We start from the raw sequence: 11,697 nt of genomic DNA on the forward strand, positions 1-11,697 counted from the left end.
TAGAATCTCCCACAGGTACTGCACAGGGCTTGGGGCCTATGCGGTCGAGGCAGGACTCAGATCTGCTCCAGCAACCACCCCCTGAACGCCCGCAACGACGGTAATGCCTCATTCCTCGGCGGGTAGATCAGGTAGTAACTGCGCTGGCTGGCAAAAGCTGCCCCGGGGCTGTGCAGTTCACCCTTGGCCAGTTCTTCTTCCACGAGAATGCGCGGCACCAGCCCGATGCCGATCCCGGCGCGCACGGCCTGGATCAGGTGCGAGGTGAGCTCGAAACTAGGCCCCAGGCGCATCGCCCGGTGCGGCAGGCCATGGTGGGAAAACCACTCGCCCCAGGCGTGCGGGTTGTTGGCCACGTTCAGCAGCACCTCTTCGCTGATGCTGGCGGGGCTCCAGCCCTGGCGGTCGGCGCTGGCCTGCGGCGGTACGATCACCACCAGTTCCTCGGCATGCAGGCGATGGCAGACCAGCCCGGGCAGGTCGTGGCTGGCCACGCCAATGGCGGCATCGATCTCGCTGGTTTCGAAATTGATTGCTTCGATGCGTGAATGAATGTGCACCAGCATGCCTGGGTGCGCGCTGTAGAACGCATGCAAGCGCGGCAACAGCCATTTGGAGCCGAAGGTGGGCAGGGTGGCCAGGCGCAAGGTGCCGACCCCTGACTGGTAAGCCAGCGCTTGCAGGGTGGCGCTGCGGATGCGCCCCAGCGCCTCGCTGAGCTCGCCCTGGTACAGCCGGCCGACATCGGTCAGCTGCACCTGGCGCCCTTCACGGCGGAACAGGGTCAGGCCCAGTTGTTGTTCCAGTGCCTGCACCTGCCGGCTGACCGCGCTCTGGGTCAGCGACAGTTCGGCAGCGGCGCGGGTGTAGCTTTCATGCCGGGCGGCGGCCTCGAATGCCAGCAGCAGCGACATGGACGGAGTCAGGTGGCGGTAATTCATTCATAAAAGTCATTGATAGCGGCAGGATTATCCGTTTGCCCCTGAGCGCAAACTACAGGAACATTGGCTTATACGTCACCCCCGCCTGGTTTGACCCATGCCGGGGCGACAGGAATCCCGTGAATAGCCAATATCAAGAGGCCATCCTTCGATGATCGCCCAGCTGCCAACCGTTGCACCCAGCGCCAACTACCCCGAATTCCTCGAAGCCCTGCGCAACAGCGGCTTCCGTGGCCAGATCAGCGCCGACTACGCGACCCGCACGGTGTTGGCCACCGACAACTCGATCTATCAGCGCCTGCCGCAGGCTGCGGTGTTCCCGCTGGATGCCGACGATGTGGCGCGCGTGGCCACGCTGATGGCCGAAGCACGCTTTCGGCACGTCAAGCTCACCCCGCGCGGCGGGGGCACCGGCACCAACGGCCAGTCGCTGACCGATGGCATTGTCGTCGACCTGTCGCGGCACATGAACAACATCCTCGAAATCAATGTCGAGGAGCGCTGGGTGCGGGTGCAGGCCGGCACCGTGAAGGACCAGCTCAATGCTGCGCTCAAGCCGTACGGGCTGTTCTTCGCCCCTGAGCTGTCCACGTCCAACCGCGCCACCGTCGGCGGCATGATCAACACCGACGCCAGCGGTCAGGGCAGCTGCACTTATGGCAAAACCCGCGACCACGTACTGGAGTTGCACAGCGTGCTGCTCGGTGGCGAGCGCCTGCACAGCCTGCCGATCGATGAGGCCGCGCTGGAGCAGGCCTGTGCCGCGCCTGGCCGGGTGGGCGAGGTGTACCGCATGGCGCGGGACATCCAGCAAACCCAGGGCGACCTGATCGAGCGCACCTTCCCCAAGCTCAACCGCTGCCTGACCGGCTACGACCTGGCGCACCTGCGCGACGAACAGGGCCGTTTCAACCTTAATAGCGTGCTGTGCGGTGCCGAGGGCTCGCTTGGGTATGTGGTCGAAGCCAAGCTCAATGTGCTGCCGATCCCCAAGTACGCGGTACTGGTCAATGTGCGCTACACCAGCTTCATGGATGCCCTGCGCGACGCCAATGCGCTGATGGCGCACAAGCCGCTGTCCATCGAAACCGTGGACTCCAAGGTGCTCATGCTGGCGATGAAGGATATCGTCTGGCACAGCGTTGCCGAATACTTCCCGGCCGACCCCGAGCGGCCGACCCTGGGCATCAACCTGGTGGAGTTCTGCGGGGACGAGCCGGCGCAGGTCAATGCCAAGGTGCAGGCGTTCATCCAGCACCTGCAGAGCGACACCAGTGTCGAGCGCCTGGGCCACACGCTGGCCGAGGGTTCCGAGGCCGTCACCCGTGTCTACACCATGCGCAAGCGCTCGGTGGGCCTGCTGGGTAACGTCGAGGGCGAGGTGCGCCCGCAACCTTTCGTCGAGGACACCGCGGTGCCGCCGGAGCAACTGGCCGACTACATCGCCGACTTCCGGGCCTTGCTCGATGGTTACGGCCTGGCCTACGGCATGTTCGGCCACGTGGATGCCGGCGTGCTGCACGTGCGCCCCGCGCTGGACATGAAAGACCCGGCCCAGGCCGCGCTGGTCAAGCCGATTTCCGATGCGGTGGCGGCACTGACCAAACGCTATGGCGGCCTGTTGTGGGGCGAGCATGGCAAGGGCCTGCGTTCGGAGTACGTGCCGGAGTATTTCGGCGAACTGTACCCAGCACTGCAGCGCCTGAAGGGCGCCTTCGACCCGCATAACCAGCTGAACCCGGGCAAGATCTGCACGCCGCCCGACAGCGCCGAAGGCCTGACCAAGGTCGATGGCGTGACCCTGCGCGGCGACCTGGACCGCAGCATCGACGAACGGGTCTGGCAAGACTTCGGCAGCGCCGTGCACTGCAATGGCAACGGCGCCTGCTACAACTACGACCCCAACGACGCCATGTGCCCCTCATGGAAAGCCACCCGTGAGCGCCAGCACTCGCCCAAGGGCCGTGCCTCGCTGATGCGCGAATGGCTGCGCCTGCAGGGCGAAGCGAACATCGACGTGCTGGCTGCGGCGCGTAACAAGGTCTCGTGGCTCAAGGGCCTGCCGGCGCGCCTGCGCAACAACCGCGCGCGCAACCAGGGCCAGGCCGACTTCTCCCATGAGGTGTATGACGCCATGGCCGGCTGCCTGGCGTGCAAGTCCTGCGCTGGGCAGTGCCCGATCAAGGTCAACGTGCCGGACTTCCGCTCGCGCTTTCTCGAGTTGTACCACGGCCGTTATCAGCGCCCTCTGCGCGACTACCTGATCGGCTCGCTGGAGTTCACCATCCCCTACCTGGCACACGCACCGGGGCTGTACAACGCGGTGATGGGGTCGAAATGGGTGAGCAGGCTGCTGGCCGAAAAGGTCGGCATGGTCGACAGCCCATTGATCAGCCGCTTCAACTTCCAGGCCACCCTGACCCGCTGCCGTGTTGGCGTGGCCACGGTGCCGGCGCTGCGCGAACTGACCCCGGCCCAGCGCGAGCGCAGCATCGTGCTGGTGCAGGATGCCTTCACCCGTTACTTCGAAACGCCGTTGCTTTCGGCGTTCATCGACCTGGCCAACCGCCTCGGCCACCGGGTGTTCCTGGCGCCGTATAGCGCCAACGGCAAGCCGCTGCATGTGCAGGGGTTCCTCGGTGCATTCGCCAAGGCGGCGATCCGCAATGCCAGCCAGCTCAAGGCCCTGGCCGATTGCGGCGTGTCGCTGGTGGGCCTGGACCCGGCCATGACCCTGGTGTACCGCCAGGAGTACCAGAAGGTTCCGGGCATGGACGGTTGCCCGCAGGTGCTGCTGCCGCAGGAATGGCTGATGAATGTGCTGCCCGAACAGGCACCGACCGCGCCGGGCAACTTCCGCCTGATGGCGCACTGCACCGAGAAGACCAACGTGCCGGCCAGTACCCGTCAATGGGAGCAGGTGTTTGCCCGTTTGGGGCTGAAGCTGGTGACCGAGGCCACTGGCTGCTGCGGTATGTCCGGTACCTATGGGCATGAGGCGCGCAACCAGGAGACCTCGCGGACCATCTTCGAGCAAAGCTGGGCCACCAAGCTGGACAAGGAGGGCGAACCCTTGGCTACCGGGTATTCGTGCCGCAGCCAGGTCAAGCGCATGACCGAACGCCAGATGCGCCACCCGCTGGAAGTGGTGTTGCAGTACGCCCAGCGCTGACCTTCAGCGGCGCGGGCTGCCTTGCAGCCCAGCGCGGCGTCGTTTTACCGCGCCCGGGCCTGTTGAACCTGCCGATACAGATACAGGCTCAGCAGCAACCCACAGGCCGCAGCGGCGGCGGCAAACAGAAACATCGAGGCAAACCCGAACCCGGCCGCCACTGCGCCCACCAGAGGCCCGGTTACCCCCAGCGACAAGTCGATGAACAGCGAATACGCCCCCACCGCCGCCCCGCGGTTGGCCGCCGAGACCTGGTTCACTGCCTCAACGCCCAGCGCCGGGAATACCAGCGAAAAGCCAAACCCGCTCAGTGCTGCCCCGGCCAGCGCCAGCTCCGCGCTGGGCGCCAGCCACAGCATCAGCAGCCCCAGCGTTTCTACCGCCAGGCAGGCAATGGCCACGCGAAACCCGCCAATCCGGTTGATCAGGTTGCCGAACAGCAGGCGAGCACTGATGAAACTGGCACCGAACAGGCTCAAGGTGAGTGCGGCGTTGGCCCAGCCCTGGCTGGCGTAATACAGGGTGATGAAGGTGGCGATGGTGCCAAAGCCGATCGAGCCCAGGGCCAGCCCCGAGCCATGCGGGAAGACTTTGCCCAGCACGCTCAGGAACGGCAGGCGCACGCCATGGACGATGGGCGCAGCCTGTTTGGGCCAGGCCAGCAGCAGGCCGACCGCGCACAGCAGGATGATGCTCAGGCCCATGCTCCATAGCCCAAGGCCCTTGACCATCAGTACGCCCAGCGGCGCGCCGATGGCCAGGGCGCCGTAGCTGGCAATACCGTTCCAGGAAATGACTTTGGCCGTGTTGGCAGCCCCGACCCGGCCGATGCCCCAGCCTATCGAGCCCGAACCCACCAGGCTTTCGGCGCTGCCCAGCACCAGTCGGCCAGCCAGCAGGCAGGCCAGGCTCCACCCGGGCAGGTGGGTCAGGAAGGCGCAGGCCAGCATGAACACGCCGCTGATGCCGCAGCCGGCAAGGCCGTAGATCACGGCTTTCTTGCTGCCATGGTTGTCGATGATGCGGCTGGCGGCAGGGCGGCTGAGCAGGGTCGCCAGGTACTGCACGCTGATCACCAGGCCGGCGACGACGGTACTGAAACCCAGGTCGTTGTGTACGTAGCCGGGCAGTACGGCCAGCGGAATGCCGATGTTCAGGTAGCCAATGAAGGTGAACAGAACGATGGAGACGACTTGCAGGGTGACCGCAAGGGGGCGGGGTGAGTCGGGCATGAGGGCCTACATGGGTTCTGGACGGTGTGAAAACGTGCTGACGGGGGTGGCCCGCAGGTCAGCCGTTTTCACACAGTCGGGGATGCGCAGTTAGTCCTGGTCAGCGCTGGATTGATCGTCACCATCCTGCTCGACGGCAGCTGCCGGTTCGGCGTGGGCGGTCACGGTTGGCTCTTCTGGGTTCAGGCTTGGGAAGGGAAGATTCGGGATCTCATGCATCTCGTCGTTCCTCGCAAGTGTGAGTGAAAAGTCTGCGCCAGGCGCGTTTGAAGCTTTACAAAGCTGGGGCAGGATACACAAGTCTGGATGACAGTTTGGTTTTTTTCCCGCTCGCCGGTCGGGTTTGCGGGCGAACAGCGCACAACATCTGGCCGAAAAACGGCGGCTTTGTGGCGCGTTCGCCCGCCAGGCAGGGGTGGGCGCAGGGCACCGGCCTTGCCGGTGTCAGTGGGGCAGCCGCGGCTTTATTTGCGGCCTTCAGCCGATTCCGCCACCTTGTCGGTGCGCGCACACATGATGAAGTCGTTGCGGTGCAGGCCCTTGATCGAGTGGCTCCACCAGGTCACGGTCACCTTGCCCCACTCGGTCAGCAGCCCGGGGTGGTGGCCTTCGGCTTCGGCGATTTCGCCAACGGCATTGGTGAACGCCAAGGCGTGCTTGAAGTTCTTGAACAGGAAGACGCGCTCCAGCTCCATATGGCCGTCACGTACTTCGATGTTCCAGTCCGGGATCTCGCGAATCAGTTCTGCCAGCTCTTCGTCGGTGACTTTCGGCGCGTCGGCGCGGCAGGCTTCGCAATGGGCTTGGTTCAAGGCATTCATGGAATAGTTTCCGCTTCGAGTGTTATCGGCAAGGTCGCTCAGGCAGCAACCTTGGGTGGAAATTTAGGCGCATGCAGGCCCAGCTGCATGGCGGTGTGGACCATACCCATGATGTCCTCGTGGGCCAGGTCGAACAGGCGTTTCATGTTCGGCAGCACGAAGTACAGGGGCTGCAGGATGTCGATGCGGTACGGTGTACGCATGGCTTCGACGGGGTCGAAGGCCTGGTGCTCGGGTTCGCCAGACAAGCAATATACGGTTTCTTTGGGCGATGAAAGAATGCCGCCGCCGTAGATTTTGCAGCCTTGGGCGGTTTCCATCAGGCCGAATTCGATGGTCATCCAGTACAGGCGGGCCAGGTACACCCGTTGTTCCTTGGTCGCGGCCAGGCCCAGCTTGCCATAGGTGTGGGTGAATTCAGCGAACCAGGGGTTGGTCAGCAGCGGGCAGTGGCCAAAGATCTCGTGGAAGATGTCTGGTTCCTGCAGGTAGTCCAACTCCTGCGGGGTGCGAATGAAGGTCGCGACCGGGAAGCGCTTGCTGGCCAGCAGCTCGAAAAAGGTCTGGAAGGGGATCAGGGCAGGTACACGGGCCACCTGCCAACCGGTGGTGGCGCCCAGCACCTTGTTGATTTCACCCAACTGCGGAATGCGCTCATGGGGTAGGTTGAGTTGCTCGATACCGTCCAGGTATTCCTGGCACGCGCGGCCTTCGATCACCTTCAGCTGGCGGGTGATCAGGGTATTCCACACAGCGTGCTCTTGCTGGGGATAATCGATAAAACCATGCGCATCGGGCTCGCGGGCCACGTAGTGCGTCTGTTTCATAGGGCTCTCCTGGTGAGGGCTTTCTTGTTATGTACGGCACATAACCAAGCATTAGGCTTTTGCTCACCGCTTTGCACGGGGGTCTGGCTGCGTTGAAATGCCTTACGGGTTGAATATCGTAACGAAAATTTTACAAATTTCGCGAGAGCGCGGAAAATACGCCGTATTCGGCTGGCGTTTGTTCGGCTTTTGTCAGCTTATCTTTACGAATTTTCTGCGCTGTGTTGAAAAACATCGGCGTCGCGAGAGCCCTCATGCGTATCAAAGTGCACTGCCAGAATCGCATTGGCATCCTGCGGGACATCCTCAACCTGCTTGTCGAGTACGGCATCAACGTGCTGCGCGGCGAGGTGGGGGGTGACCATGGCAACGCCATCTACCTGCACTGCCCGAACCTGGTCAATTTGCAGTTCCAGGCCCTGCGCCCGAAGTTCGAGGCCATTGCCGGGGTATTCGGCGTAAAGCGCGTGGGGCTGATGCCCAGCGAGCGCCGGCACATGGAGCTGAATGCGCTACTGGGGGCCTTGGACTTCCCGGTGCTGTCGGTAGACATGGGCGGCAGCATCGTTGCGGCCAACCGTGCCGCAGCGCAGCTGTTGGGGGTACGCGTGGACGAGGTGCCGGGCATGCCATTGGCCCGCTACGTCGAAGATTTCGACCTGCCGGAGCTGGTGCGGGCCAACAAGTCGCGTATCAACGGCCTGCGCATCCAGGTCAAGGGTGATGTGTTCCTGGCCGATATCGCGCCGCTGCAGTCCGAGCATGACGAGAGCGAGGCGCTGGCCGGTGCCGTGCTTACCCTGCACCGTGCCGACCGCATTGGCGAGCGCATCTACAACGTGCGCAAGCAGGAGTTGCGGGGTTTCGACAGCATCTTCCAGAGTTCGCGGGTGATGGCAGCCGTGGTGCGTGAAGCGCGGCGCATGGCGCCGCTGGATGCGCCGTTGCTGATCGAGGGCGAGACCGGCACCGGCAAGGAGCTGCTGGCGCGGGCGTGCCACCTGGCCAGCCCGCGCGGGCAGTCGCCATTGATGGCACTCAACTGTGCCGGGTTGCCAGAGTCGATGGCCGAGACCGAGCTGTTCGGCTATGGCCCGGGGGCATTCGAAGGGGCGCGGGCCGAGGGCAAGCTTGGGTTACTGGAACTGACTGCGGGGGGCACCTTGTTCCTTGACGGGGTGGGGGAGATGAGCCCGCGCCTGCAGGTCAAGCTGCTGCGCTTCCTGCAGGACGGTTGCTTCCGCCGGGTCGGCAGCGATGAAGAGGTATACCTGGATGTACGGGTGATCTGCGCCACCCAGGTGGACTTGTCCGAATTGTGTGCCCGTGGTGAATTCCGCCAGGACTTGTATCACCGCCTCAACGTGTTGTCGCTGCACATTCCGCCTTTGCGCGAGTGCATGGATGGCCTGGAAGGGCTGGTGCAGCATTTTCTTGATCAGGCCAGCCGGCAGATCGGCTGCGCCTTGCCACGTTTGGCGCCGGCCGCCATGGACAAACTTGGGCAGTATCATTGGCCGGGTAATGTAAGGCAGTTGGAGAACGTTTTGTTCCAGGCGGTTTCATTATGCGAAGGCGGCGTGGTCAAGAGCGAGCATATTCGTTTGCCGGATTATGGCGTGCGCCAACCGCTGGGTGATTTTTCGCTGGAAGGGGATCTTTCGCAGATCGTCGGGCGCTTTGAAAAAGCGGTGCTGGAAAGTTTGATGGGCGAGTTTTCCAGTAGCCGGGCACTGGGAAAAAGATTGGGTGTTTCACATACCACCATTGCCAACAAGTTGAGAGATTATTCACTTAACAAGTCGGGCGATTAGGGGGCGGGCAACAACGTTGGCACTGCTTTCAAGTTACAGGTATTGTGTCGCGAAGGGGCCCCGCAGGGCCCCGATTCAAGGTCTTCACCCGTTAGAGCAGCCGTTCCCCATCACGCGGTATTCGAGGATATGCTTCTGCCCTTGGGAGTCCTCGTAGGTCATGCGCGCTGGCACGACTTCGCACACATTGGGCACTTCGCTCATGGAAATGACGCGGGCAATGTCCAGGTGCTGAGAGTAACTGTATTGTTCAACCGGAATCTGCTCGGCATCTTTGGCTTCATCGGCCAGTGCCGCGCCGCAAAGACTACCCAGTACCAATACCAGTAAAGCTTTCATTTCAAATATACCTGTCTAAGGTCGTGAGGGGGCGCGCGGCGCTTGTGGCGCCGCGTGTACATCAAGTTTCAACTAACCAGATAAAGGGAGATCAACGTGTGCCTTCGTGGGGGCTGTTACCAGTTGTTAATCGCCTTGCCGTTGCTGGCGAAGTGAATTTTATGGCCGCCACCCGGGCCGAAACAGGGGGTGTTTTGATAAAGTCTTTTAACAGAATCTGTAACAATCCATCGGTCCGTACGTTCAGCGGCATGCCAGGCAAGCTGTAAGGCCTGCGCCAGAGCCTTCTGCCGGTACGGCCGTACCAAATTACTACCAACGTCGAATGGCTTTTGTTGCTCTGGTACAGTTACAAACGGTCCCATACAAAAACAACTATTACACCGAGGTAACACAGATGAGTGCGGCTCCACTGTATCCCGTTCGTCCCGAGGTTGCGGCCACTACGCTGACCGACGAGGCCACTTACAAGGCCATGTACCAGCAATCGGTGATCAACCCGGACGGCTTCTGGCGCGAGCAGGCCCAGCGTATCGACTGGATCAAGCCGTTCACCAAGGTCAAGCAGACCTCGTTCGACGACCACCACGTCGATATCAAATGGTTCGCCGACGGCACTCTGAACGTTTCCTCCAACTGCCTGGACCGTCACCTCGAAGAGCGCGGTGACCAGCTGGCGATCATCTGGGAAGGTGACGACCCTTCCGAGCACCGCAACATTACCTACCGCGAACTGCACGAGCAGGTCTGCAAGTTTGCCAACGCCCTGCGTGGCCAGGACGTGCACCGTGGTGACGTGGTCACCATCTACATGCCGATGATCCCCGAAGCCGTGGTCGCCATGCTGGCCTGTGCACGCATCGGGGCGATCCATTCGGTGGTGTTCGGCGGCTTCTCGCCCGAGGCGCTGGCCGGCCGGATCATCGACTGCAAGTCCAAGGTGGTGATCACTGCCGACGAGGGCCTGCGCGGTGGTCGTCGTACCCCACTCAAGGCCAACGTCGACCTGGCGCTAACCAACCCTGAAACCAACAGCGTGCAGAAAATCATCGTGTGCAAGCGCACCGGTGGCGACATCGCCTGGCACCAGCACCGCGACATCTGGTACGAAGACCTGATGAAGGTGGCTTCCAGCCATTGCGCGCCGAAAGAAATGGGCGCCGAAGAGGCGCTGTTCATCCTGTACACCTCGGGTTCCACCGGCAAGCCAAAAGGGGTGCTGCACACCACGGGCGGTTACCTGGTGTATGCCGCGCTGACCCATGAGCGCGTGTTCGACTACCGCCCCGGTGAGGTGTACTGGTGCACCGCGGACGTGGGCTGGGTCACTGGCCACAGCTATATCGTCTACGGCCCGCTGGCCAACGGCGCCACCACCTTGCTGTTCGAGGGCGTGCCGAACTACCCGGACATCACCCGGGTGTCGAAGATCATCGACAAGCACAAGGTCAACATCCTCTACACCGCACCAACCGCCATCCGCGCCATGATGGCCGAAGGGCAGGCCGCTGTAGCCGGGGCCGATGGCTCCAGCCTGCGCCTGCTGGGGTCGGTGGGCGAGCCGATCAACCCGGAAGCGTGGAGCTGGTACTACAAGGCCGTGGGCAAGGAGCGCTGCCCGATCGTCGACACCTGGTGGCAGACCGAAACCGGCGGCATCCTGATCAGCCCGCTGCCGGGTGCCACCGGCCTGAAACCAGGGTCTGCAACCCGGCCGTTCTTCGGCGTGGTCCCGGCACTGGTGGACAACCTGGGCAACCTGATCGACGGTGCGGCCGAGGGCAACCTGGTGATCCTCGATTCCTGGCCTGGCCAGTCGCGTTCGCTGTATGGCGACCACGACCGTTTCGTGGATACCTATTTCAAGACCTTCCGCGGGATGTACTTCACCGGCGACGGCGCGCGCCGGGACGAGGACGGTTACTACTGGATCACCGGTCGCGTGGATGACGTGCTCAACGTGTCGGGCCACCGCATGGGCACGGCCGAGATCGAGAGTGCCATGGTGGCGCACGCCAAGGTGGCCGAAGCTGCAGTGGTGGGTGTGCCGCACGACATCAAGGGGCAGGGCATTTACGTGTATGTCACCCTCAATGCGGGTGTCGAGGCCAGCGAGCAGTTGCGCCTGGAATTGAAGAACTGGGTGCGCAAGGAAATCGGCCCTATCGCTTCCCCGGATGTGATCCAGTGGGCGCCTGGGTTGCCCAAGACCCGCTCCGGCAAGATCATGCGCCGCATCCTGCGCAAGATTGCCACCGGTGAGTACGACGCGCTGGGCGATATCTCGACCCTGGCCGACCCTGGGGTGGTGCAGCACCTGATCGATACCCACAAGGCGATGAGTCTGGCATCGGCGTGATGGCGGACCGGCGTGTACGCTGAATGACAGGGGCCGCTTTGCGGCCCATCGCCACGCAAGGCCGCTTGTGTCTTGAGAGGGGATCAGAAGCTGTCATTCACCGTTCCACTTGTGGGAGCGGGCGTGCCCGCGAACACCGGCGCAGCCGGTGCCAGACACCGCGTCGCCTGCTTCGCGGGCAAGCCCGCTCCC

General features: G+C 62.9%; 9 protein-coding genes. 3 read left to right on the plus strand and 6 right to left on the minus strand.

Going from position 1 to position 11,697, the window contains the following annotated elements; genetic code table 11:
* Nucleotides 1-56 precede the first annotated feature (56 nt).
* Nucleotides 57-941, minus strand: coding sequence for a LysR substrate-binding domain-containing protein (locus GYA94_RS24815; RefSeq protein WP_054912719.1), 885 nt, complete (start codon nucleotides 939-941; stop codon nucleotides 57-59).
* Between the two features lie 151 nt (nucleotides 942-1,092).
* Between GYA94_RS24815 and ydiJ the strand changes: the two genes are divergently transcribed.
* A complete protein-coding gene (gene ydiJ, locus GYA94_RS24820) occupies nucleotides 1,093-4,113 on the plus strand; it encodes a D-2-hydroxyglutarate dehydrogenase YdiJ (protein ID WP_161893307.1) in 3,021 nt (1,006 codons plus the stop codon).
* Nucleotides 4,114-4,157: 44 nt separating this feature from the next.
* Here the strand turns inward: ydiJ and GYA94_RS24825 are convergent, their stop codons facing one another.
* The 4 genes from GYA94_RS24825 to phhA all read right to left on the minus strand — a co-directional run bounded on the left by GYA94_RS24825 (nucleotide 4,158) and on the right by phhA (nucleotide 6,993).
* Nucleotides 4,158-5,345, minus strand: a complete 1,188-nt coding sequence (locus tag GYA94_RS24825; RefSeq protein ID WP_161893308.1) for an MFS transporter — start codon at nucleotides 5,343-5,345, stop codon at nucleotides 4,158-4,160.
* 90 nt (nucleotides 5,346-5,435) lie between these two features.
* On the minus strand, nucleotides 5,436-5,564 hold the full coding sequence (locus tag GYA94_RS28350; RefSeq protein ID WP_009681494.1) for a hypothetical protein: 129 nt from the start codon (nucleotides 5,562-5,564) through the stop codon (nucleotides 5,436-5,438).
* Nucleotides 5,565-5,809: 245 nt separating this feature from the next.
* Nucleotides 5,810-6,166: a 4a-hydroxytetrahydrobiopterin dehydratase gene (locus GYA94_RS24830; RefSeq protein ID WP_009681493.1), complete on the minus strand. Its 357-nt coding sequence runs from the start codon at nucleotides 6,164-6,166 to the stop codon at nucleotides 5,810-5,812.
* A gap of 38 nt (nucleotides 6,167-6,204) precedes the next feature.
* On the minus strand, nucleotides 6,205-6,993 hold the full coding sequence (phhA, locus tag GYA94_RS24835; protein WP_009681492.1) for a phenylalanine 4-monooxygenase: 789 nt from the start codon (nucleotides 6,991-6,993) through the stop codon (nucleotides 6,205-6,207).
* Between the two features lie 254 nt (nucleotides 6,994-7,247).
* On the opposite strand from phhA, the gene GYA94_RS24840 reads away from it, so the two are divergent.
* Nucleotides 7,248-8,807 carry a sigma-54-dependent transcriptional regulator gene (locus GYA94_RS24840; protein WP_110678682.1) on the plus strand — a complete coding sequence of 520 codons (1,560 nt, stop codon included), beginning with the start codon at nucleotides 7,248-7,250 and terminating at the stop codon, nucleotides 8,805-8,807.
* 84 nt (nucleotides 8,808-8,891) lie between these two features.
* Here the strand turns inward: GYA94_RS24840 and GYA94_RS24845 are convergent, their stop codons facing one another.
* Nucleotides 8,892-9,146, minus strand: coding sequence for a DUF2790 domain-containing protein (locus tag GYA94_RS24845; protein WP_009681490.1), 255 nt, complete (start codon nucleotides 9,144-9,146; stop codon nucleotides 8,892-8,894).
* 397 nt (nucleotides 9,147-9,543) lie between these two features.
* Between GYA94_RS24845 and acs the strand changes: the two genes are divergently transcribed.
* On the plus strand, nucleotides 9,544-11,505 hold the full coding sequence (gene acs / locus GYA94_RS24850; protein WP_009681489.1) for an acetate--CoA ligase: 1,962 nt from the start codon (nucleotides 9,544-9,546) through the stop codon (nucleotides 11,503-11,505).
* Nucleotides 11,506-11,697: the final 192 nt, after the last annotated feature.

This window comes from Pseudomonas juntendi, from assembly GCF_009932375.1.
Classification (GTDB): domain Bacteria; phylum Pseudomonadota; class Gammaproteobacteria; order Pseudomonadales; family Pseudomonadaceae; genus Aquipseudomonas; species Aquipseudomonas juntendi.

Coding starts and splice junctions, on each gene's coding strand:
- GYA94_RS24825 (WP_161893308.1), bottom strand. CDS start 5,345: ATGCCCGACTCACCCCGCCCCCTTGCGGTCACCCTGCAAGTCGTCTCC.
- phhA (WP_009681492.1), bottom strand. CDS start 6,993: ATGAAACAGACGCACTACGTGGCCCGCGAGCCCGATGCGCATGGTTTT.
- GYA94_RS24830 (WP_009681493.1), bottom strand. CDS start 6,166: ATGAATGCCTTGAACCAAGCCCATTGCGAAGCCTGCCGCGCCGACGCG.
- GYA94_RS24815 (WP_054912719.1), bottom strand. CDS start 941: ATGAATTACCGCCACCTGACTCCGTCCATGTCGCTGCTGCTGGCATTC.
- ydiJ (WP_161893307.1), top strand. CDS start 1,093: ATGATCGCCCAGCTGCCAACCGTTGCACCCAGCGCCAACTACCCCGAA.
- GYA94_RS28350 (WP_009681494.1), bottom strand. CDS start 5,564: ATGCATGAGATCCCGAATCTTCCCTTCCCAAGCCTGAACCCAGAAGAG.
- GYA94_RS24845 (WP_009681490.1), bottom strand. CDS start 9,146: ATGAAAGCTTTACTGGTATTGGTACTGGGTAGTCTTTGCGGCGCGGCA.
- GYA94_RS24840 (WP_110678682.1), top strand. CDS start 7,248: ATGCGTATCAAAGTGCACTGCCAGAATCGCATTGGCATCCTGCGGGAC.
- acs (WP_009681489.1), top strand. CDS start 9,544: ATGAGTGCGGCTCCACTGTATCCCGTTCGTCCCGAGGTTGCGGCCACT.